Genomic DNA, 21,623 nt, shown 5'->3' on the forward strand with positions numbered 1-21,623 from the left:
CGCTCCCGGTCAAAATCGTCGGCACCGTCGCCGTCGCAGCCCCGATTACTCGGCTTCGGCGGCGAGGTATCCGGCCAGCATGACCGGTGCCACGTCGGTCACGGCCTCGTCCGGGGGTAGGAAGTCGGCGCCGTGCAGGCGGGCTCGCTCGCCGGTGTCCACCCCGACGAACATCATCAGGCCGGGCAGTACCGTCGGCAGGTAGGAGAAGTCGTCGGCGCCGAAGGGGTAGGTCTCCTCGCGCGGCTGGAACACCGCCACCAGCGGTTGCGCACCCGGAGTGGCGGCGACCGCGAGGAGGACACCGACCCGCGGGCCGTCACCCGTAGCACCGCCTCACCCCCGGAGGCCCGGCCGATGTCCGCGGAACACCAGGTGGTTCGAGCCGGCGTAGTTGAACACCATGCCGGCGGCCACCCCGGCCGCCGCGGCGGCGGAGATGCCCGCCGTTCGGTAGGCCAGGGTGAAGACCGCGGTGTTCACGCAGAGTGCGGTCATCGCGGTCGCGTTGTAGGCGAGCAGCCGGCCCAGCACCCGGCGCGGGGATCCGCCGGGCCGGTCCTTCCAGGTCAGCAGGGAGCTGAGGGTGAAGTTGAGCTGGGCCGAGACCGCGATGCCCACCGCGTTGGCGATGGGGGCGCGCACGCCTGCCACCATCAGGCTGGTGAGCAGCAGGTACTGCACCGCGAAGCAGGTGCCGCCGACGCCGGCGAAGGTGATCTTGCGCCGGTGCCGCCGCACCAGTGCCGTCGCGGCGCGGTACGTCAGTTGTCGCATGCGATCCCATTCCGGTCGGGGTCCAGCCGGTGCCGGTCCCGCGGGTTGTTGACGGTGATCCCGGCGAGCTTGTGCGCCCGGATCCAGTCGCAGCGGCTCTCGCCTCTGGCCAGCTTGGGAAAGTCCCACGGCACGCACTGCCCGGCCGTGCCGTAGGCGTGGTCGCAGCCGTCGATGCTCGCCGGGATGGCGGTCTTCTTCGGCCGGGCGGTGAGCCGTGGCCGGGGCGACCGCAGCTTCTTCGCGAACGGCAGCACATGCGGGCCGGGGGTGGCCTGGACGGCGGGAGCCGGACGCGCGCCCGGGGCGCCGGACGCCTGGGCGGCGAAGAGCACGGCGGACGGCACCGCCACGGCGGCGGCCGTCAGGGCCGCCACGAGCCGGATCCTCATCATGCGCCTCCCACGTGTACCCAGCTGGCCGCCGATGGCACCCCGGCCGCGTTGACCACAGTGAGCATGTACCAGCCGGGGGGTGCGATGTTCGGGTTGGTCGTCAGGTTCAGATCGATCACGTTGCCGGGGAACACCGTCAGCGGCAGGTCGACGTACCGCTGGTTGGGGTCGGAGGAGTGGGTGACAGCGGCCGGGCGGATCAGCGACGCCTTGACGATCGGGCCGTCGGTCACGATGCGCTGCGCCGAGCCGTACGTCCACTGGGTGTTGGGAATGGACGTGATGACGGGACGGTCGCCGCGGAACAGGTACGGCGGTGAGTACATCGAGATGCGCAGGTCGAAGCTGCCGTCACCGGGATTGTTGCCGAAGGTCAGCACGCGCCCGTCGGGCAGCAGTACGGCCGAGGAGTGGTAGGTGCGGGGCACCGGGTCGGTCGCCATGCCCGGGGTGAAGGCGTTGGTCGCCGGGTCGTACATGGAGGCCTCGAAGACCGGTGTCTCCCGGTAGGTGTGCAGCGCGCCGCCCGTCTCGAAGACCTTGCCGTCCGGCAGGATCACCGTGGACAGGTAGACCTTTCCCTCCGCGCCGGTCTGCGGCGTGCCGTCGGTGTAGTGGCCGTGCGGCAGGTCGGGTCCTGGCACGTACGCCGGTGCGGGCTGCTTGAGGTCGATCAGGTCGGTCAGCCGGTGCGCGCTGGGGCTGACCGTGTGGTTGCCGCCGCCCACGGTGAGCACCTTCTGGTCCTGCGCCGGCGGCAGCAGCACGCTCATCGACTGGTCCCGTTCGTCCTTGCGGCGCAGCCCCGGCACATCGGTGATGGTGCCCGCGTCGTAGTCGTAGATGGACGCGCCGGTGCCGGGCAGCCCGGGCCCGAAGACGTGCGAGCCGGTGTAGAACAGCCGCCCGTCCTGGAGCAGGATCATCGCCGGGTACAGGCCCCAGAAGCTCCACGCCTGCTTGGCCTGGCCCATCGGCAGCCACTGTCCCTGCGCGGCCGAGTAATGCTCGTTGACCACGGTGCCGGAGGAGTCCTCGGCGAGACCGCCCAGCGAGATGACGTCGCCGTTGCCCATGATCGTGGCGGACGGGTACCAGTGCCCGGCCAGCATGTCGTTGATGCGGGTGTAGGAGTTGGTGGCCGGATCGAAGATGTAGGAGACCTTCAGGCCCTTGTACCCGACGCTGCCGTCCGGCGCGGCGTAGTCCTTGTTCCCGCCCATCACCAGCACCCGGCCGTCGGCGAGCTGGACATGGCCCGCGCAGAAGAAGTCGGCCGGGGTGGGGATGTCGGTGAAGGTGCCGGCCACGGGATCGTAGAGGGTGGTCTTGAAGGTGCCGGCCTGGAACAGGTCGGTGTCGTTGCCAGATCCGGCGATGAGCAGGACCTTGCCGGTGTGCAGCAGCACCGCGTGCATCGCCCGGGCCGGCGACAGCTCGGGGCGCACCTGCCACTGCCCGACGCATTCGGGGCCGGTGCCGGCGCACGGCGTGTCGGGGACCGGGGCGGCGGTGTCCACCATCGCGTAGTCGTCGGTGACCAGGGTCCCGACGCCGTAGTTGGTCACTCCCCAGGTGAGCCGGTCGGTGCCGGGCGGCACCGGCGGGGTGCGCACCAGGGCGTGCTGGAACGTTCCGGTGACCGGCAGCGCGGCCAGGTCGGTCCACCACTGCCAGCCGGCCGTCGTGTCGTGCCGGAACACCGTGATCACCGTGTTGGGCTGCGATGTCGTGTACCAGACCGACAGGTCGTACTGGTGTCCCTGGCTCACCGGCGGCGCGCAGTCCGGGTCCTCCGTCATCATCGCCTTGCGGTCGCCGCCGGCCAGCCGGGTGATGGTGAGGTCCAGCGCCCGGGAGCCGCCGTACGCCGTCCCGGTCACGGTGAAGGTGTGGTCGTTGTCCCCGTACCCGGACTTCTCCCAGCACTGCGGGAAGCCGGTGGTTCCGTCGAGGATCTCCAGGCCGGGGTTCTTGACCAGATTCACGTCGGCGGCGGCCATCGGGGCGCCGAGCGCGGCCAGCGTTAGCGCGCCCGACGCTCCCAGCATCACGGCCGCCCGGCGCCGGTACGGCCAGGCCATCACGCCTCCCTCGGGCCGGCCAGGGTGGCGGAGCCGGTGGAGACCCGGAGCCGGGCCAGGTGCCGGAGGAATCGCACGCCCTCGCGTACCGAGGATTTGGAATCCCCGGTGACGCGCTCGCGGAAGCCGTACGGGACCTCGCTGATCCGCCGGATCTGGCAGCGCACGATCACCTCCAGCAGGACCTTGTAGCCCACCGGCCGCAGCCGGTCGGTCCGCAGCGCGGTGCGGCGCACCGCGAAGTAGCCGCTCATCGGGTCGCTCACCCGGTACAGCCGGCGGAACAGGACCTTGGCCGCCAGGGTGGACAACCGGGAGGCCAGCACCCGGTGCCGCCCGGAGAGCCCGCCGTGGTCACCGCCGGGGATGTAGCGCGAGGCCACGACCAGGTGCGCGCCGGTCCGCTCACCCTCGGCGATCAGCGCGGGGATCACCGACGGCGGATGCTGCAGGTCGCCGTCCATCACCACCACCCAGGAGCCGCGGGCCACCCGCAGGCCGTCGGCGACCGCGCCCGCCAGCCCTCCGGTGGCCGCGGCGCGGTGGATCAGCGACACGCTGCCGCGCCGCCCGGCGGACTCCTGGTTGATCACCTCAGGTGTGTCGTCGGTGCTGTCGTCGACGAAAATGATCTCCACCGCGGTCCGCGCGTCGATGGTGTCGTCGATCTCGGCGAGCAGCGGCGCGATGTTGCCGGACTCGTTGAACGTGGGTATCACGATGGAAAGTGACGGCGTCACGATGCCTCCTGTTCGGGGCGTGTCAGCGGGTCGTCGTGAGCACTTCGCGGACCTCGATCCGGCCGTCGCCGGCGCCGAAGGTCGCCACCACCCGCGAGTGCGCGAGCGCGCCCGCGAGCGTGGGCAGCTGTGCGGCCTCACCGCGCACCGCCGGGGTGGACACCACGTAGTCGATGTCGCGCCAGCCGCCCGGCAGGGTGCGCTGCACGGCGGGGTCGAGGTCGATCTTGTAATGCCAGATCGCCCCGAGGCCGGGCGCGTGCCCGGCGCGGACCAGGTCCACCCAGAGCACGCCGTCCACGATGGTGCGCTGTCCGGGCCGGACCGGCATCTCCTCCCGGAGCCATCGGGATGCCGCCGTGTACCCGTCGTTGGTGGACTCGGTGAGCATCCGCGCATCGGTGACCGGCCATCCGGTGAGCGCGATCGCGCCGGTGACGATCAGTGCGGTGGTGACCAGCGCGCTGCCGAAGCCGCGTTCGGTCCGGATGACGACGGCGGTCGCGACCCCGGCCACCGACAGCGCCAGGAACGGCACCAGCTGGACGATGTACATCTTCGGCAGGTAGCCGTCCGGCCGCAGTGCCACCACCACCAGCAGCAGCACGGCCAGCGCCGGGGCGCGCGCGGGGCGCACCGCCAGGCCGGCGACGGCCGCGGCGAGTCCGCCGATGAGCAGGACCGGATCGTTGCCGAGCCAGCTCATCAGCAGCTCGTGCGCCTCCGTGCCGGGGACGAACACGCTGCCGGTGCCGGCCCGGTCGTGCAGCTGGAAGGCGAGCGTCCCGAGCAGCGACACGTGGTCCTCGCCGGCGAACAGCTCTCCCTTCAGCGCCGCGTAGAGCGGGTACAGCGACGCGGTGAAGACCATGCCGGAGAGGAAACCGGCCAGCGAGAAGCGCCGGGTGCTCGGGTGGCTGCCCTGCCACAGCGCCACGATCACCGCGGGCACGGCGATCGCGATGGTCTCCTTGGAGAGCAGCGCGAAGCTGGTGGCCACCCCCGCCGCCACGTGCTGCCACAGGTGCCTGCGCGGGGACAGGGCCAGCGCGAACGCGGCGAGCAGCCACATGACCGCGAAGTTGTCCAGGTACACCTGGTGCTGCATGCTCAGCGCCAGCGGGGACAGCCCGGCGATCGCCATGGCCAGCAAGGCGGTCCATCGGGTGCCCTGCAGCCGGCGCGCCACCGTGTACACCAGCAGCAGGGTGATCGCGAGCACCACGAGCATGGCGATCCGGCCGTGGACCAGCGCCGGCAGGCCGGGCAGCAGCCACTGGCCCGGCCAGGACAGGACGGCGAGCTGGATCCAGCCCAGCGGCGGGTGGTCGTACCAGTAGGTGTAGTGCGCGAGCTGGCCGTGCTGCACGGCCCAGGCCTGCGAGATGTACGCGCCTTCGTCGTCGTTGGGGAAGGGCTGGTCGGCCAGGTTCCAGGCGTGCGCCGCGATCAGGATCACCAGCAGCACGGCGACGGGCAGGAACCGGTGGTGGCGGCCTGGGCGGACCGGGGCGTCGACCTGCGGGGAGGAAGGCGCCAGCAGGACGGCGGTCATGTGTCCTCCCTGAGCCGCAGGTGGGCGCCGACATGATGGGTCAGCTCCCAGTCGCCCCGGCCGGTGGACTCCCGCCAGACCGATCGCAGCGCCGCCACCGCCAGGATCGCCTGGTACAGCGGCAGTCCCGCGATCAGCTTGGCGTAGTGCCCGGCCCGGACCCGCACGCCGTACTGCCCGCCGAACTCGTGCAGTCCGGCCAGCTCGAAGGCGAGCATGGTCAGGGTCGGCAGCAGCGGCAGGAAGGTGATCAGCGCCACCCCGTCGGGCACGTCCAGCAGGAAGCCGGCCAGGATGCCCACCGGGATGACGGCGCCGGTGAACGCCTGAATGAACGGTGAGGTGAGGGTGAACCTGGCCAGCAGCCGCTGGCGCAGCGTGGGCAGCGCCTTCCACTCGCCCTTGCGCAGCACCTGCAGGAACCCCTGATTCCACCGGGTGCGCTGCTTGACCAGCGCCTTGATCGAGCCGGGGGTCTCCTCCCGGGTGACCAGCACCGCGTCGTAGGCCACCGCGAACTTCTTGCCCCGGGTGGAGAGCCGCACCCCGAGATCGCAGTCCTCCGCGAGGCAGTCCTGGTCCCACCCGCCGTTCTCGCGCAGCACCTCGGTACGGACGAACACGGTGTTGCCGCCCAGCGGGATGAAGCCCATCCGGGCGTGCAGATGCAGCCGGCTGCGGAACCAGAAGAAGTACTCCATGCAGTTGCGCAGGCTGTACCAGCTGGAGTGGAAATTGATCAGTTGCACGCCGCCCTGCAGCACGTCGGCGCGGGTCTTGCGGAACTCGTGGTCGACGTGTTCGAGAAGCAGCGGATGGACCTCGTCCTCGGCGTCGAAGACACCGACGATCTCCCCGGTGCAGTGCGGCAGCGCGGTGTTGAGCGCCTTGGGCTTGTTCTTGCGGGGGTTGGTGTCCGTGATCACGCGGACCTGGTCCGGGTGGTCACGGGCGAGTTCCGCGGCGATCGCGGCGGTGCCGGGATCGTCGTGCCCGACGATGACGAGGATCTCGAAATCGCGGTGGGTGGACTGGAGCAGGCCGGTGACGGTGGCGGCGAGGACGTTCTCCTCCATGCGGGCCGGAACCAGCAGGGAGAAAGACATCCGCTGCTCGCCGTCGGGATCGGAAAAGCGGGTCGCGTGCAGCGTTTCGGGAGTGCGCCACGCGTGCAGCATCCACCACATCGTCAATGCGGCGGAGGCGGTCAGAATCACGGAAATGAAGATCGCCAGAAAGGAGATCATGGCTGGAATTTATTTCGAAAGCCGCGTATCTGCGACAAGGCCGAGCTGAGGGTTTTCCTATCTCCCCGCGTGAAAGCCGAGCTCGCGTTTTGCAATACACCTACGAGAGCGATCCCTGCCCCGCGTAAGTGATACCCCTGAATGCTGGCCACATATCACCCCAGGCCTCGAAGACTTCTGGTTTGGTACGTGCCAATCGTCGTGAGCACTCATAACGAAACGGAATCCCCAAAGTAATTGGGACGTTAAAAGAGATCCAGCTACCGCGAAAATCCAGTTGTGACATATGTGTCACAACAATTACGCATTGATTATGACGGTCCCAAAATGCGATAAGGCAGCGGTCCTCGGCATGCGCCCCCAGACACACCGATATTCTCACCGCAAAGCAGCCACAAGGGTCACTTCCCACGAAAATCAACCCACCTGATGGGGCCCGGCCGGATGAACCGGCCGGGCCCCGACGCGATCAGGCCACGACGGAACGGAGCGGGATGCCCGCCACGCCGAGGTCACGGATCAGGTCACGGACGTAGGGATGCTCGTCGGCCGGCAGACCCTCCGGGTTGGGGATCGTGAGGTACGCCGAGCCGCCGGCGCTCGCGATCTCCGCCGTGTCGGTGTACCGCTCGACCACCGCCTGAGTCCGGGCGAGGTCGGCGTCGGCCACCTGGATGACGATCGGCCGCCACTCCCCGCCCAGGTTGGGCAGTTCCTCCGGCTCGGCGGCGGGCGGCGGCAGCGCCCGGGCGCTGCGCTGCTGCGCGGCGGGCGCGCCCGCCGGCTGGAGCAGCGCGTTGGCCACCAGGTGGATGCCGTTCTCGTTGTACGCCCGGAACAGCGGGTTGTAGGCGAACAGGACGGCGTGCCCGGCGCCGGTCGGCTCGTTGACCAGGGCCGCCGTGCCCTTGAGGGTGTCCGACCCCACCGTGTAGCCGTTGGACCAGAACCTGCCGTCGGTCGGGTAGGTGAGAACGTTGACGCCGGTGGTGCTCGGGTTGAGGATCGGGTCGCCGTTGTTGAACTGGAAGTCCTCCGCCGGACGGCCGAGCGCCACCGGGTCGGCGGTGGCCGTGTCCACCCGGAAGTGCGAGCCGATGACCTGGTAGCCGGTCGGCTTGGCCTTCTCGGTGGTGGAGGTCAGCCCGGCGGCCCGGGCCACCCGGGTGCCCTCGTTGCGGAGCCCGAGGTAGGTGCCGCCCGCGGCCACCCACTGCTTGAGGTTGGCCAGGCCCTGCGCGGTCAGGCCGCCCGTGGAGCTACTCCCGTCCGGGACCACCAGGGCGGTCCGCTCGGTGAAGGCCGGGGTGTTGCCGTTGATGTCGGCCGTGGTCACCGGCTTGAGGTTCAGGCCCCAGCGGGCGCCGAGCACGTAGCGTGCCTCGCCGTACGAGCCGGAGGTGGTGGAGATGCCGGTGCCGTTGAACAGGCCGACGTCGGGGGTGCGCAGCGCGGTGCCCGAGGCCGCCGCCCCGCTGCCCGTGACGGTCACGCCGAGCGAGGTGGCCAGTTCGTCCAGCTCGTGCCGGTCGACCGAGGGGGTCGGCAGGCTGACGACGCCGGTCGCCAGGTCACGCGAGAGCGGCACGCCCTGGGCGAGCAGCTTGAGGGTGAGCTCGGAGGCCGCGGCCGAGTCCAGCGGGTAGGAGTAGGACCCCTTCTTCGAGGCCCCGGAGGCGACGCCGCCCTCCGCCTTCCTGACCAGCTCGGCCTTGGGCGACAGCTCGTCACCGGTGTAGACCGTGTCCACGCCCGCCAGGAGCGGGTTGCTCCAGGAGGAGACGTCGTAGAAGTACGGGAACGGCGTGTACGGGTCCTCGCCGATGGTCGCCTGGATCCAGTGCTTCTGCGGCTGGTTCATCGGGATCCAGTACGCGCCCTCGGGCACTTCGAGGTTGCTGGCGGTCCGGCCGCCGAAGATCCGGGCGCTGGGCACCGTGACGGACTTCTTCAGCCGGTAGACTTCGACGTCCATGCCACGCAACCGCTCGACCAGCTTGCGAACGTCGCCGATCTGGCGGTCGGGCAGCAGGAAATACGAACGGATCTTGACGTCGGGCACCGGGAACTGCACGGTGTTGGTCGGCTGCACGACCTCGTTGGGCTGGAGGGTGCCCGCCGCGCCCTCGGCGAGCGCGGTCTTCCAGATCGAGTAGTAGCTGCTGAGGACCTCGTGCTTGTTGTCCGAGGCCCAGCCGACCGTCGCCCACTGGGTGTTGAACTGCTGCTGCACCCGGTCCTGCACGGCCGAGGTGCTGCCCTTCTCGTACGTCATGCCGGCGGCGCCGAACCCGGTGGCCGGCACGGTGTCGCCGTACCCCATGTAGAACAGGTCGTACGTGGCGTAGTTGAAGTAGCACTCGGTGGTGACGGCGCCGCCGCAGGCGCCGTTGAAGCCGAAGCCCGCGGCGTTCGCGGCCCCGATGCGGTTGATCCAGTCGACCGGCTGGTCGGCGAGTTCGTGGTGGATCGGGTCGGCGTTCGGCGGGAAGAAGTACTGCCGGCCGCCCATCTCGTGCGCGTCGACGAAGACCTGCGGCGGGTACTTCCTGAGCAGTTCGATCTTGCCGTCGGTCTCCGGCTGGGTGCGGGCGAACCAGTCCCGGTTCAGGTCGAAGCCGTAGTCGTTCTGCCGGCGGCTGGCGTCGCGGCCGTCCGGGTTCTGGGTCGGCACGATGATCGTGATCAGGTTGTCGTTGCGCTCGGCCACGTCGCAGGACAGGCCGCTGGCCAGCTCGTACAGGGTCTTGAGCGCGGCGTCCGCGCCGCTCTTCTCGCCGCCGTGCACGTTGCCCGCGATCCAGACGATGGCCGGGGAGTCCGCGGCGATGCGCGCCGCCTTGTCCTCCCCCAGGGAGCGCGGGTCACGCAGCGCGTTGATGTCATCGGCGATCTTCTTCAGCCGCGCGTCGGACACGCGGTCCGGATCGGACACGATGGCATAGGGCAGTTCCTGGCCGGAGACACTGTGCGCCATCGTGCCCAAGCGGACACGGTTGGAGGCGCCGCCCACGGCCTGGACGTAGTTCTTGATCTCTTCAGTGGTGAGAATCCTGGGCTGTCCCGCGCCCAGGGGGAAGCCGAAGAACTGCTCGGGACTCGGGACGGTGGTCACATGGGCGCTGGCGTCGGTGGTGCAGTCGGCCGGATCGGCCTGAGCCGATGTCGTCGGCGTCAGGGTGAGCGCGGCCGATACAAGGACCGCGACACCTAACGCCTTGCCATAAGGGGATCTACTGCGCACCGTTGCGCGAAACCGCATCTCGCCTCCAGGGCGGAGGGACGGGAGAACTCGGGAGAGCCCGTCCAGGGAACACAAACCACTGCGGACGGTATTGGAACGCAACAAAACGGACAAGACAGAAGGAAATCTAACTGTCTCATGTTGACTAATGTTATAGGAGCGTTCTTCCAGGTCAGGATGGTTTAGCGGGACCAAATTGACGCTTTATAACGTCCGATAACAACTAGGCGTCGGGTTCGTACACAAACGAGAACGGCCAGGGTCGGCGCATCAGCATGACCTGCTCCTCGCCGGGCACGCGCGAAAATCTTCCGGCGCGTTGTCGATTCCCGTGGAGGTGGCACGTCATCCAGGTGACCCTGATACACGGAGGCGAGACACATGAAGTACATGCTGTTGTTGTGGGGCGATGAGAAGCCGTGGGCCGAGGCCGGGCCCGAGGAGCGCGAGCGGCTCTACGCCGAGCACGGACGCTTCGGTGAGCTGCTGGTGACCGCGCGGCGCAAGGCCGTCGATCGGCTGCGCCGCGGTGCCGTGGCCGCGCGCAGGCTGCCGCTGCTGGTCGTCGACGACGAGCCCAGCCCCGACTCGGGCATCCCCGACGATCGGCTGCGGATGGCGTTCACCTGCTGCCATCCGGCGCTGGCGATGCCCGGCCGGGTGGCGCTGACGCTGCGTTACGTAGGCGGGCTGACCACGCGGCAGATCGCCCGGCTGTTCCTGGTGACCGAGACCACGATGGCCGCCCGGATCACCCGGGCCAAGAAGAAGATCGCCCAGGCGGGCATCCCGTATCGGGTCCCGTCCGGCCCGGAGCTGCCCGCCCGGCTGGACGGCGTGCTCGCCGTCATCTACCTGATCTTCACCGAGGCGTACGCGCCGGCCGGGGGCGGGCGGCTGGTCCGCGACGAGCTGGCCGCCGAGGCGATCGGGCTCGGCCACACCCTGCGGGAGCTGATCCCCGGCGACCCCGAGGTCGCCGGACTGCTGGCCCTGATGACGCTGCACCACGCCCGCCGCGACGCCCGCACCGGCCCGCACGGCGAGCTGGTACGCCTGCCCGACCAGGACCGCTCGCTCTGGCACCACGACGAGATCGACATGGGCCTGCGCCTGATCCACCAGGCCGGCGCCCACCCGGATCCCGTCGGCCCCTACCTGACGCAGGCGGCCATCGCGGCCGAACACGCCTCGGCGATCCGCGCAGAAGACACCGACTGGCGCTCGATCACCCTGCTGTACGGCGAGCTGGAGCGACTGACCGGATCAGCCGTGGTCCGCCTCAACCGTGCCGTCGCGCTGGCCGAGGCCGAAGGCCCTGCGGCCGGGCTGGCCCTGCTGGCCGACCTCGACGCGGCCCTGCCGCACCACCACCTGCTCCCGGCCACCCGCGCCGAACCGCTCCGCCGCCTGGGCCGGGCCGAGGACGCCCTCACCCAGTACGGCAGGGCCCTGGCTCTGGTAGGCAACGACGCCGAACGAGCGTTCCTGCTGTCGCGCCGAGACGAACTACTGAAGGCCCCGAATTCGTAGCGTTATGGTCCCGTCGAGAACCCATTCAACAACCGTCGACGCCGGGTGTGAGCACGTGCCGCCAGTCGCCCGAGCTGGTGGACACCGCGTCGAGCACCCGCTGGACGCGCAGCCCGTCCTCGAACGACGGTGTGGGCCGCAGGCCGGATCCGATCGCCTCGACGAGGTGCCGCGCCTGGTGGGTGAAGGTGTGCTCGTAGCCGATGGCGTGGGAATACCACCAGGCGGGGTGCGCGACCCTGATCCGGCGGAAGCCCCGCTCGGCGGGCGGGTCGGTGGTGTTCAGGAACGACACCTCGTTGGGTGAGCCGAGGTCGAAGATCACGCTGCCGAGCGAGCCGTTCAGGTACGCCGCGCGGACGTGCCTGATCTCTCCCGCCCGCTTCGCCACCAGCTCCCGCGCGAACTCGACCGAGGGCAGGCGGCGGAAGTTGAACCCGGCCATCGCGAGCCCCGGCGCGTCCCGGGCCGCCCGCACCATGGCCTCGGCCTCGGCGACCGAGTTGGCGAGCGGCTTCTCGCAGAGCACGTGCTTGCCCGCGCGCAGGGCCGCGATAGCGATCGGCGCGTGCGTGTCCCCGGGGGTGCAGATGTCCACCAGGTCCACGTCGTCGCGCTCGACCAGGCACCGCCAGTCGGTCTCCCAGGCGGGGAAGCCGAGCCGTACGGCCGCCGCCCCGACCGCGGGCGAGCGTCCGCACAGCACCGACAGTCGCGGGCGCAGCGGCAGGTCGAAGAAGTGCCCCACGCTCCGCCAGGCGTGCGCGTGCGCCCTGCCCATGAAGCCGTGCCCGACGACTCCCACCCGCAGGTCGGTCATGGCGAGCCTCCTCTCGTACGGGCCTTGCGGTACTCCGCCACGACCAGGTCGGTGAGTTCCTGGAGCGAGGTCTCCGCCGTGGGCTTGTCAAAGGTGATCGTGCCGTGCTGGAGGAGGTGGACCCGGTCGCAGACATCGAGGATCTGGGCGTAGTTGTGCGCGATGATCACAATGGACACCTCGCCCCGCGCCTTGAGGTCCCTGACCAGGTCGAGGATCAGGGCGCCCTCCTTGGCGCCCATGGCGGCCAGCGGCTCGTCGAGCAGGAGGATCCGCGACCGCGAATAGACCGAGCGGGCGACGGCGATCGCCTGCCGCTGGCCGCCGGAGAGCTTGGCGACCTCGACGTCGACCGAGGGGATGCGGACGCCCATGGCGTCCAGGTGCTCGCGGGCGAGCCCGCGCATCCGGCGGTTGCTCAGCAGGCGGGCGAACCCGACGTGCTCCCGGCCGAGGAACATGTTGTGGTAGACGCTGAGCTCGTTGATCAGCGCGAGGTCCTGGTAGACGATGTCGATGCCGAGCGCCCTGGCCTGTCGCACCGACCTCAGCGTCACCTCCTCGCCGTCCAGCAGGATGTGGCCCGAGTCCGGCTGGTGGAAGCCGCACAGGAGCTTCACCAGCGTGGACTTGCCCGCGCCGTTGTCGCCGATGAGCCCGAGGACCTCACCCGCCGCCAGGTTCAGGTTGACCTCCCGCAGCGCGGTCACCGCGCCGAACCGTTTGGCGACGCGCTCCATCTGGAGGACCGGGGTCATGTCCTGCCCGCCCTTCGCAGCCGGGTGAGATACACGTTGGCGATCATGGAGACCAGGATGGCCAGCCCCAGGATGAGGAAGTAGGGGTTGGCGGAGATGCCGATGAGGTTCATCCCGTTCTGGAGCACGGCCAGCACCAGCGCGCCGAGGGCGCCGCCGACGATCGTCCCCGAGCCGCCGGCGAGTGCCGTACCGCCGATGACCGCGGCCGAGACCGCGGTGAACATCAGACCGGTGCCGCCGCCGATGTTGGGGTCGATGGTGTGGATCCGGAACGCCTCGATCAGCCCGGCGAAGGCCCCCAGCGTCCCAGCAATCATGAAATTTCCTATTTTGATGCGGGCGGTGCGCACGCCCGCCTCCGCGGCGCCCAGCGGGTTGCCGCCGACCGCGACCGTGTGCAGTCCCCACCGGGTCCTGGTCAGCACGACGTGCAGGAACACCACGATGACCAGGGCCCAGCCGAGATGCGCCCAGTCGGCCGCCCCGAGCCACTCGCCGATCGCGCCGTCGACCGGTCCCGGGATCTCGGCCGGGTAGGCGTGCGAGGTGGTGAGCACCACGCCGGTGACGAAGTACAGGGTGCCCAGCGTGGTCACGAACGACGGCACCCGCAGCACCACGGTGACGAACCCGTTGCCGAACCCGATCAGGGTCCCGGTCAGTACGGCCAGCAATATCGCCGGGACCGCGGGCACCCCCCAGAAGTCGATCGCGTAGTGCATCATGAACGGCGCCAGCGCGGCCACCACCCCCACCGACAGGTCGATCTCGCCGCTGACCAGCAGCAGCACCGTCCCGCATGCGACGATCGCCGCGGGAGCCGTGGCCTGGGAGATGTTGACCAGGTTGGCGGCGGACAGGAAGACGTCCGTCACCGACATGAAGTACAGCCCGAGTCCCAGCGCCACCACCAGGACGCTGGCCTCCCGGTGCCGCAGGAACTCCTCGCGGACCCTACGCATGGGGGATGGCGCCGGAGCGTTCGACGACCTTCTGCGCGGTGTCGGAACCCTCGAAGCGGGTCTTGGTCGTCTGGTACGGGCCGACGTTGTCCTTGGTCACGAAGAGCAGTCCCGTGTTGGTCTCGGAGGGGAAGAGCAGCCCTCCGGAGAGCTTGTACAGATACAGGTAGAGCACGGGCAGGAAGCCCTGCAGATAGGGCTGCTGATCGATGGTGTAGTCCAGGTCGCCGTCCTTGATGGCGGCCAGCGTCTCCGGCACCAGGTCGAAGCCGCCCGCGACCTTGAGGCCCTTGCCGCGCATGCCGTACTTCTTGACGGTCTGCCCCACCGACTGGGTGGACCCCGCGTCGACGGCGAGCATCCCGGCCAGGTCTGGATGACCCTGGGCGTAGGCGTCGATGATGGACAGGCCCTTGGTGATGTCGGCGTTGGTGCCGATCGCGGTGAACGTGATCGGCTTGCCCGAGTCCTTGATCGCCTGCTGGGCGCCGTCGATCCTCGGCTGGATGTTCAGCGCGCCGGGGGTGGCGATGAAGCCGGCGACCTCCCCGAGTCCAGCTGCCGCAGGGCCCGCTGGCCCAGGGCGTACCCGGACTCGTAGAGCCCCTGCCCGACGTAGGCCAGCCGCGCGGTGCCCTGGTCGTCGCGGGCGCCGTCGGCGTTGTACGAGATGACCGGGATGCCCGCGTCGAGCGCCTTGTTCACCGGCTCCCGGAACGCGGCCTTGTCCACCACCGTCACGGCGAGCCCGTCGACCTTGGCCGAGATCGCGGTGTTACACGCGTTGACCATCTCGGCCACGATCGAGTCCCTCGAGCCCGTCCACTGGAACTCGGTGCCGAGCAGGGCGCACGCGTCCTGCGCGCCGTACTGGGTGGGGGTGAAGAACGGGTTCGTGGTGACGTGGCAGACCAGCGTGAACTTCCACCTGGGCGTGGACGGGAAGTCGCCGGCCCCTGCCGCGGCGCTTCCCGAGGCGGCGGGTCCGTTCCCGCCCGAGTCACTGGTGCACGCGCTGAGCAGCGCGGTCGCGGCGGCCGAGGCGCTGACCAGGCCAGCTCCGGTCAGGAGGCGACGGCGCGCAACGCGGTTCAGGTTGAGCGTGTCGAAAGCTTCCTCAACCTTCGGATGGATTTCTTTCATGATCCTGCCTCATATGTCACCTGGCGATTGGCCGTGGTTGCGTTAACAACTCGCCGCGCAAGCACCTGCGAGCGATGCCCGGGGAGCTGGATTACGAAATGAATACGGTTGTATGCAATCGTATTCATTTCAGTTACGTTGCCAGCAGCAGGGGGTCATGTCAACACCGGTCCACACTCCGACGAGAGGAGCCTGGCAAATGAGGAACCGTCCCAGGTGGCCTGTCCGGGCGGCCGCAGTGGCGCTGTTGCTCGCAGCCGCCGCCTGCGGCCAGGAGGAGTCGCCCCCCTCGGCCAGCCAGGCGGCGCAGGCCGCGACAACGACATGTGCCAGCAAAGGCGCCCTGACGATGTGGGAGCGCTCAGGCGGCAACAAGCAGATGGTGGACATGCTGGTCGAGGCATGGAACACCAAGAACCCCGACTGCAAGATCAATCTGACCTACATCCCCCATACCGAGATGGTGGGGAAGATCGCCCAGGGGGTCGCCTCGGGCGACGTGCCCGATCTGATGGGCATGGACCTGATCTACGCCCCGCAGTTCGAAAAGGAACAGCAGCTGGTCGACATCACCGACCAGATCAAGGATTGGCCAGAGCTGAAGACCGCCAGCGCAGGGCACATGACGGTGGCGACCTACCAGGACCGGCTTTTCGGGGTGCCCCTTTATGCGGACGTGTCCGCCCTCTTCTACAACAAGGATCTTTTCGCCCGGGCCGGGCTCGACCCCGACAAGCCGCCTACGAGCCTGGCTGAGCTGCGTAGCTACGCCGACAAGATCACCGCGCTGGGCGGTGGCGTCAAGGGCTACTACCTGCCCGGCAACTGCGCCGGCTGCAACATCTTCACCGTCGGTCCGCTGATGTGGGCCTCGGGGGCCACGATCGAGGCGACAGGTCCAGGAGACGAGCCGCTGGTCGGCGACGGCGTCAAGCAGGTGCTGCAGTTCACCCGCGACATGGTCAAAGCCGGCAACGTGCCCGAAGGAAGCCGTACAGAGAACGGGGAGACGTTCCACCTCCAGTTCGGCTCCGGCAAGGTGGGCATGATGGGCACCGGCAACTTCAACATCACGCTGGCGCGCCAGCAGAATCCGGGGATGAAGTTCGGCATCGCCCTGTTGCCCGGAGTCGCACCGAATTCCTCGGCCTCTTTCATCGGCGGCGACCTGGTGGTGATTCCCAAAGGGAGCAAGCGGGTCAACGACGCGGTCAACGTGATGAAGTTCCTGCTCTCCGACGAGGTACAGGTCGAGGTCTACGCCAAGGCGCTCAACCTCACCACGCGAACCGACATGGTGGACAACAAGTACTTCGAGGCCGAGCCGCTCGTGCGCGACGTGGCCAAGGCGCTCACGGTGGGGCGCACGCCGTACACGGTCACGTTCTTCGAGCAGATCAACTCGCCGCAAGGACCGTGGCTGAAGATGCTGCAGCGCGCCTATTACGGCGACGACGATCTCGACACCGTCATCGCCGACACCAAAACCGAGATGAAGGCCATCGCAAGCCGGTCGTAGACCCTCGCCGTGTCCGCCGGACGGCCCATCGTCCGGCGGACACCTGACTCACCAGGAGGAGCTGCCATGCGCCACGGCCCACGCGGCCGTCTGGTCGGATTCGCCTACCTCGCACCGGCTCTGATCTTCGTACTCGCCTTCACCGCCTATCCCCTGGCGCAGATGGCCTGGATGTCGCTGCACAACTGGTCCCTGCTGTCCCCGCCAAGATTTGTCGGGCTGGCGAACTACGAGCGGGCTTTCAGCGACACCCAGTTCTGGGTCTCCTTCCGCTTCACCCTGCTCTACGCCGCGCTCATCACTCCGGTCCTCATCATCGGCGGCTACCTGTTGGCGCTGCTCACCGCCCGGAACACGGTCCTGCGCCGGGTCACCCGCACGGTGGTCTTCATCCCGGTCGTGATCGGTCTCGGGGTGTCGAGCCTGCTCTGGTACTGGCTTTTCAGCACCGATTTCGGTCTGGTGAACCGGGCCCTGCTCGATCTGGGGGTCATCGACAAGCCCGTGCTGTGGCTGGGCGTGGACGCCACGGTCTCCAGCGTCGCGATCAGCGCCTCCGTGGTCTGGAAGGTGATCGGCTTCGGGATGATCCTGTTCGTCGCCGCGATCCAGGCCGTGCCGACGGACGTGGTCGAGGCCGCCCTCGTCGACGGGGTGAGCTACTGGCAGCGGGTCACCCGGGTGATCCTGCCGTTGACCCTGCGCACCGTCCTGCTGGTGACCCTGGTGAGTGTGATCGGCTCGCTGCTCGCCTTCGACCAGTTCTACATCATGACCGCCGGTCAGCCGCGCAATGAGACGGCGACCTCGGTCTTCTACATCTACCTGAATTCCTTCCCCTATCTGAAACTCGGGTACGGTGCCGCCCTGTCGATGATTCTGGCCGTCACGATCCTCGTCTTCACCGTGATCCAGCTGCTGCTGACCCGCCGGAGCCACCAGTGAAGGGACGCGGAAAGTACCTGGTGGCGGCGGCTTGTCTCGTCGTCTGCATCGTCATGCTGATGCCGCTGGCGATGTCGATCCTCGCCTCGGTGAAGCCGACCGAAGAGGCGGCCGCCTCCCCGCCGACCTACTTCCCGCACGGGCTCAGCTTCGACAGCTATACGCGTCTGTGGGACTACCAGGAGGGCCTGCCGGTCTACCTCGCCAACAGTCTGGGCACGGCTTTGCTGGCCATCGTGCTCACGCTGCTGCTGACCGTTCCCGCGGCCTACGCGCTGGCGCGCTTCCCCATCCCGGGCAAAGAGGTGATCTTCGTGGTGCTGCTGCTCGCGCTGATCATCCCCTACCAGGCTCTGCTCACGCCGATGTTCCTCATGTTCGCGAAGATCGGCCTGACCAACTCCCTGGTCGGCCTCGCGATCCTGCACACCGCCATCCAACTGCCGTTCAGCCTGTACGTGCTGCGCAACAGCTTCAGCGCCATACCCAGGGAGCTGGAGGAAGCGGCCATCATGGACGGTTCCTCGTCATGGGAGGCGTTGCGCTGGGTCTTCATCCCCTCGGCTGTGCCCGCGATCGTCACCACCGCGCTCTTCGCCTTCATCACGTCATGGAATGAATTCCTCGGCGCGCTGGTGATGATGAGCCGCAGCTCCACATTCACCCTGCCGCTGATCCTCGCCACGTCGAGGACGGAGACCAGCCTCGGCGGCACGGACTGGGGCATGCTGCAGGCCGGCGTCACCATCTCGATCATCCCGTGTGTCCTGGTCTATTTCCTGCTTCAGCGGTACTACGTGTCGGGTCTGATGAGCGGAGCCATCAAATGAACGCAGGCAGCGTGTGGCCGACCGCAGCGGCGAAACAGCGGCTGTGCCCGATCGAAGCGTCCAATGTGGAGATCGTCGGCGGGTTCTGGGCGCGGCGGCAGCGGCTCAACCGCGAAAAGACGATCATGCATGGCTTCGGCCGGCTCCAGCGATCCGGGGCGCTGGGCAATCTCCGGCTGGCCGCCGGCGGGCAGGGGCGGTATCAGGCCGAGTCCGACAGTGGCGGCTCGACCTTCCCGTTTCTCGACTCCGACGTCTACAAGTGGCTCGAAGCCGTCGGCTGGGAGCTGGCTCGTGGCGCGGATCCGGTTCTCACCGCCGCGGCGGAGGAGGCGATCGGGGTGGTGGCCGCGGCGCAGCGGCCCGACGGCTATCTCAACAGCTTCGTCCAGGTGGTCAAGGGTGGCGTCCCCTATGGTGATCTGGCCTGGGGGCACGAGTTCTACTGCGTGGCGCATCTGACCCAGGCCGCGGTCGCCTGGCACCGGGGGCTCGGCGACGACCGGCTGCTCACTGTCGCCACGCGCGCCGTGGCCCATATCGACGCCGAGTTCGGCGCGCAGGGCAGGCCTGGCATCGATGGGCATCCGGGGATAGAGATGGCGCTGGTGGAGCTTGCCCGGGTCACGGGCGAGGAGCGCTACCTCACGCTCGCCGAGCGCATGCTCGGGCTGCGCGGGCACGGGCTGATCGGTCCGGGGCGCTTCGGGCCCGAGTACTGGCAGGACCACGAGCCCGTGCGCGAGGCGGCGACCGTTGCCGGGCATGTCGTCCGCCAGCTCTATCTGGACTGCGGCGCGGTCGACGCCGCCGTGGAACTCGGCGATGAGGAACTGCTCGCCGCCGTACGGCACCGCTGGAGCGAGCTGACCCGGAGCAGGACCTACCTCACCGGCGGGATGGGCAGCCGGCATCGCGACGAGGCCTTCGGCGACCCCTACGAACTGCCTCCCGACCGCGCCTACACCGAGACGTGCGCGGCCATCGCGAGCGTGATGCTGGCCTGGCGCCTGCTGCTCGCCACCGGCGAGCCGGAATACGCCGACGCGATCGAGCGGGCCATGTACAACGGCGTGCTTTCCGGGATCTCGCTCTCCGGCGAGGAATTCTTCTACACCAACCCGCTGCAGCGGCGGACTCACCGCGCCGCGGAGCCGGTCGGGCACGGCCGGCGCGCCCCGTGGTACCCGTGCGCCTGCTGCCCGCCCAATCTCATGCGCCTGTTCAGCTCCTGGCACCACTACCTGGCCACGGGTGACGAGGGCGGCATCCAGATCCACCAGTACGCGGACGCCGACCTGACGGTCGGGGACATCCGCCTCGCGATCCGGACGGAGTACCCGTGGCAGGGCCGCGTCACCGTGCACATTCTCCAGACGCCGGATCGGCCATGGACGCTCTCGCTGCGGGTGCCGGCGTGGAGCCGCTCGGGCCCGGTGGTCCAGCATTCGCGACAGTGGAACGCGGGCGACAGCGTCGTACTCGACCTCGAGCCGGTGATCCGGGTCACCGTGCCCGACCGGCGCGCCGACGCGATCCGCGGGTGCGTCGCCGTCGAGCGCGGTCCACTGGTCTACTGCCTGGAAGCCGTTGACGCTCCGGCCTCGACGGTGCTGGAGGACCTGGCGTGGGACGGCGGCCGCCAGCCCCAGGAGGTGCCGCGGCCCGACATCGAGCCGGCGATGATCGGCGTCAGCGTCCCGGTCGTCGATCTGAGCTCGGCGCGGAACCTTACCGCCGGCGCGATCCCCTACTTCGCCTGGGCGAACCGGCGGGTGGCGGCGATGCGGGTCTGGATCCCAGCATTTACCTCAGAACCGGAGCTGCGGTCGAATCTCGCACTATCAACTCCGGCCTGAAGATCTCGAGAGCCGGCTGGCGCTGGACCTCGGCCGGTTCTCGAGCCAGCCTGACCGCCTGCGTGACCGCGTAGCCGACGATCTCCGATATCGGCATCCGCACGGTGGTCAGCGCCGGCACGGTGTGCGCCGCGATGAGAATGTCGTCGAAGCCGACGACCGACAGGCGATCGGGCACGGTCACCCCCAAGCTGTGCGCGGCGTGCAGCACGCCCACGGCCACCACATCGGTCGAGGCGGCGACCGCCGTGGGCGGGTCGGGCCGGTCCATCAGGCGCCGCAGCGCGGCATCGCCGCCGGCCAAGGTGCTCGGGCTGCGCTCGGCATAGCCCGGCGGCACGGCGCCGAATCGATCACGCATGAATTCGAGATAGGCCTCCTCCCGCGCCCGATATTCATTGGGAAGTTCCGCGTTGACGAAGGCGATCCGCTCGTGTCCCAGGGACACCAGATGGCTCAGCCCCGCCCGGATGCCGGCCCGGTCGTCGGCGTCAACGGTCGGGAACTCGCGCGGGCTCGTGCCCGGCCAGAGCGCGACCACCGGCACGATCGAGTTGCGCAGGTCGACCAGGAGCTGCGGATACTCCTGCATGTCACCGAGCAGCACCACCGCATCGGTGTGCCGGGTCTCCAGCACGGTGGTCAGCGAGACCGCCACATCGCCCAGCCGACCCGGCGCGTGGCCCAGCACGACGTTGTAGCCGTGCGCCATCGACTCGACCACGAGCGCCTCGATCGCCCCGGCGAAGAAGGGATCGCTGAAGTCGCGCACCACGGCGCCGATGAGGTTCGTCGAGGCGCCGCGCAGCCCGCGAGCCAGCGGGTTGGGGCGGTAGCCCAGCTCCCGGGCCGTCCGCAGCACCCGCTGGCGGGTCTCCGGCGCGATGGGCACGGTGGTGGGCGCGCCGCTGAGGACACGGGACACGGTGCTCTGCGAGACGGCCGCGGCGGCGGCGATGTCACGCATGGTAGGCACCGGCCGCTTGGCCGACTGGTCTTCAGACATCCAGTCGAGCCTAGCATCACGATGCAGGCATACGATTTCGCCCACCTGACGAGCCACGTACACCACCGGCTCACCCGCTAGGCCCGTTTTCCGTAGGTGGGGATGATTGGGGCATCTTCGGCGCGGCTTGTTGATCGTGGCAGTCCGAGCCGGTAGTTCCTGAGCCTCGTGAGACAACCAGCGCAGTTCGGCGGCCCGAGTGT

The 21,623-nt window shown here is 69.0% G+C and carries 17 protein-coding genes and 1 pseudogene; 5 read left to right on the top strand and 13 right to left on the bottom strand.

Translation table 11 applies throughout. From position 1 onward, the window contains the following. Positions 1–45: 45 nt before the first annotated feature. The 8 genes from ABGB08_RS16555 to ABGB08_RS16590 form a co-directional block, all read right to left on the bottom strand. On the bottom strand, positions 46–261 hold the full coding sequence (locus tag ABGB08_RS16555) for a hypothetical protein (RefSeq protein ID WP_347591142.1): 216 nt from the start codon (positions 259–261) through the stop codon (positions 46–48). A 75-nt stretch (positions 262–336) separates the two neighbouring features. Next, the gene (locus ABGB08_RS16560; RefSeq protein WP_347591144.1) at positions 337–777 is read right to left on the bottom strand and encodes a GtrA family protein; all 441 of its coding nucleotides are present in this window, start codon (positions 775–777) and stop codon (positions 337–339) included. After that, entirely contained in the window at positions 765–1,154 is a 390-nt protein-coding gene (locus ABGB08_RS16565; RefSeq protein WP_347591146.1) for a hypothetical protein, read from the bottom strand. Before ABGB08_RS16565 ends, ABGB08_RS16560 begins: the two co-directional genes overlap by 13 nt. Positions 1,155–1,168: 14 nt before the next feature. Next, entirely contained in the window at positions 1,169–3,256 is a 2,088-nt protein-coding gene (locus ABGB08_RS16570) for a galactose oxidase early set domain-containing protein (protein WP_347591148.1), read from the bottom strand. Beyond that, the gene (locus ABGB08_RS16575) at positions 3,256–3,996 is read right to left on the bottom strand and encodes a polyprenol monophosphomannose synthase (protein WP_347591150.1); all 741 of its coding nucleotides are present in this window, start codon (positions 3,994–3,996) and stop codon (positions 3,256–3,258) included. The genes ABGB08_RS16570 and ABGB08_RS16575 overlap by 1 nt, the downstream gene beginning before the upstream one ends. 22 nt (positions 3,997–4,018) lie before the next feature. Further along, a complete protein-coding gene (locus ABGB08_RS16580; protein ID WP_347591152.1) occupies positions 4,019–5,551 on the bottom strand; it encodes a glycosyltransferase family 39 protein in 1,533 nt (510 codons plus the stop codon). Further along, positions 5,548–6,798, bottom strand: coding sequence for a glycosyltransferase (locus tag ABGB08_RS16585; protein WP_347591154.1), 1,251 nt, complete (start codon positions 6,796–6,798; stop codon positions 5,548–5,550). Before ABGB08_RS16585 ends, ABGB08_RS16580 begins: the two co-directional genes overlap by 4 nt. Before the next feature lie 469 nt (positions 6,799–7,267). After that, positions 7,268–10,060, bottom strand: coding sequence for a M14 family zinc carboxypeptidase (locus tag ABGB08_RS16590; RefSeq protein WP_347591156.1), 2,793 nt, complete (start codon positions 10,058–10,060; stop codon positions 7,268–7,270). 363 nt (positions 10,061–10,423) lie between these two features. Between ABGB08_RS16590 and ABGB08_RS16595 the strand changes: the two genes are divergently transcribed. Further along, positions 10,424–11,575: a DUF6596 domain-containing protein gene (locus tag ABGB08_RS16595; protein ID WP_347591158.1), complete on the top strand. Its 1,152-nt coding sequence runs from the start codon at positions 10,424–10,426 to the stop codon at positions 11,573–11,575. Between the two features lie 25 nt (positions 11,576–11,600). Here ABGB08_RS16595 and ABGB08_RS16600 read toward each other — a convergent pair whose 3' ends face one another. From ABGB08_RS16600 to ABGB08_RS16615, 4 genes and pseudogenes are all read right to left on the bottom strand, one after another. Then, a complete protein-coding gene (locus tag ABGB08_RS16600) occupies positions 11,601–12,395 on the bottom strand; it encodes a Gfo/Idh/MocA family oxidoreductase (RefSeq protein WP_347591160.1) in 795 nt (264 codons plus the stop codon). After that, positions 12,392–13,153 (bottom strand): ATP-binding cassette domain-containing protein, encoded by a 762-nt coding sequence (locus ABGB08_RS16605; RefSeq protein ID WP_347591162.1) that lies wholly within the window; start codon positions 13,151–13,153, stop codon positions 12,392–12,394. Before ABGB08_RS16605 ends, ABGB08_RS16600 begins: the two co-directional genes overlap by 4 nt. Further along, on the bottom strand, positions 13,150–14,118 hold the full coding sequence (locus ABGB08_RS16610; protein ID WP_347591164.1) for an ABC transporter permease: 969 nt from the start codon (positions 14,116–14,118) through the stop codon (positions 13,150–13,152). The genes ABGB08_RS16605 and ABGB08_RS16610 overlap by 4 nt, the downstream gene beginning before the upstream one ends. Before the next feature lie 96 nt (positions 14,119–14,214). Continuing rightward, positions 14,215–15,261 (bottom strand): annotated as a pseudogene (locus ABGB08_RS16615) (substrate-binding domain-containing protein). A 199-nt stretch (positions 15,262–15,460) separates the two neighbouring features. Between ABGB08_RS16615 and ABGB08_RS16620 the strand changes: the two are divergent. The 4 genes from ABGB08_RS16620 (at position 15,461) to ABGB08_RS16635 (ending at position 20,414) form a co-directional block, all read left to right on the top strand. Beyond that, entirely contained in the window at positions 15,461–16,780 is a 1,320-nt protein-coding gene (locus ABGB08_RS16620) for a sugar ABC transporter substrate-binding protein (protein WP_347591166.1), read from the top strand. Between the two features lie 66 nt (positions 16,781–16,846). Then, a complete protein-coding gene (locus ABGB08_RS16625; RefSeq protein ID WP_347591168.1) occupies positions 16,847–17,725 on the top strand; it encodes a sugar ABC transporter permease in 879 nt (292 codons plus the stop codon). Next, positions 17,722–18,555, top strand: coding sequence for a carbohydrate ABC transporter permease (locus tag ABGB08_RS16630; RefSeq protein ID WP_347591170.1), 834 nt, complete (start codon positions 17,722–17,724; stop codon positions 18,553–18,555). Before ABGB08_RS16625 ends, ABGB08_RS16630 begins: the two co-directional genes overlap by 4 nt. Continuing rightward, positions 18,552–20,414 (top strand): beta-L-arabinofuranosidase domain-containing protein, encoded by a 1,863-nt coding sequence (locus ABGB08_RS16635; protein ID WP_347591172.1) that lies wholly within the window; start codon positions 18,552–18,554, stop codon positions 20,412–20,414. The genes ABGB08_RS16630 and ABGB08_RS16635 overlap by 4 nt, the downstream gene beginning before the upstream one ends. Here ABGB08_RS16635 and ABGB08_RS16640 read toward each other — a convergent pair. After that, the gene (locus tag ABGB08_RS16640) at positions 20,362–21,420 is read right to left on the bottom strand and encodes a LacI family DNA-binding transcriptional regulator (protein ID WP_347591174.1); all 1,059 of its coding nucleotides are present in this window, start codon (positions 21,418–21,420) and stop codon (positions 20,362–20,364) included. The two genes, ABGB08_RS16635 and ABGB08_RS16640, sit on opposite strands and share 53 nt — an antisense overlap. Positions 21,421–21,623 lie beyond the last annotated feature (203 nt).

The organism is Acrocarpospora sp. B8E8 (genome assembly GCF_039871605.1).
Taxonomy (GTDB): domain Bacteria; phylum Actinomycetota; class Actinomycetes; order Streptosporangiales; family Streptosporangiaceae; genus Acrocarpospora; species Acrocarpospora macrocephala.

Bases quoted from the DNA above. Each gene is read 5' to 3' on its own strand.
- ABGB08_RS16610 (WP_347591164.1), bottom strand. From the start codon at position 14,118: ATGCGTAGGGTCCGCGAGGAGTTCCTGCGGCACCGGGAGGCCAGCGTC.
- ABGB08_RS16580 (WP_347591152.1), bottom strand. From the start codon at position 5,551: ATGACCGCCGTCCTGCTGGCGCCTTCCTCCCCGCAGGTCGACGCCCCG.
- ABGB08_RS16570 (WP_347591148.1), bottom strand. From the start codon at position 3,256: ATGGCCTGGCCGTACCGGCGCCGGGCGGCCGTGATGCTGGGAGCGTCG.
- ABGB08_RS16600 (WP_347591160.1), bottom strand. From the start codon at position 12,395: ATGACCGACCTGCGGGTGGGAGTCGTCGGGCACGGCTTCATGGGCAGG.
- ABGB08_RS16635 (WP_347591172.1), top strand. From the start codon at position 18,552: ATGAACGCAGGCAGCGTGTGGCCGACCGCAGCGGCGAAACAGCGGCTG.
- ABGB08_RS16625 (WP_347591168.1), top strand. From the start codon at position 16,847: ATGCGCCACGGCCCACGCGGCCGTCTGGTCGGATTCGCCTACCTCGCA.
- ABGB08_RS16605 (WP_347591162.1), bottom strand. From the start codon at position 13,153: ATGACCCCGGTCCTCCAGATGGAGCGCGTCGCCAAACGGTTCGGCGCG.
- ABGB08_RS16620 (WP_347591166.1), top strand. From the start codon at position 15,461: ATGAGGAACCGTCCCAGGTGGCCTGTCCGGGCGGCCGCAGTGGCGCTG.
- ABGB08_RS16560 (WP_347591144.1), bottom strand. From the start codon at position 777: ATGCGACAACTGACGTACCGCGCCGCGACGGCACTGGTGCGGCGGCAC.
- ABGB08_RS16590 (WP_347591156.1), bottom strand. From the start codon at position 10,060: ATGCGGTTTCGCGCAACGGTGCGCAGTAGATCCCCTTATGGCAAGGCG.
- ABGB08_RS16585 (WP_347591154.1), bottom strand. From the start codon at position 6,798: ATGATCTCCTTTCTGGCGATCTTCATTTCCGTGATTCTGACCGCCTCC.
- ABGB08_RS16595 (WP_347591158.1), top strand. From the start codon at position 10,424: ATGAAGTACATGCTGTTGTTGTGGGGCGATGAGAAGCCGTGGGCCGAG.
- ABGB08_RS16640 (WP_347591174.1), bottom strand. From the start codon at position 21,420: ATGTCTGAAGACCAGTCGGCCAAGCGGCCGGTGCCTACCATGCGTGAC.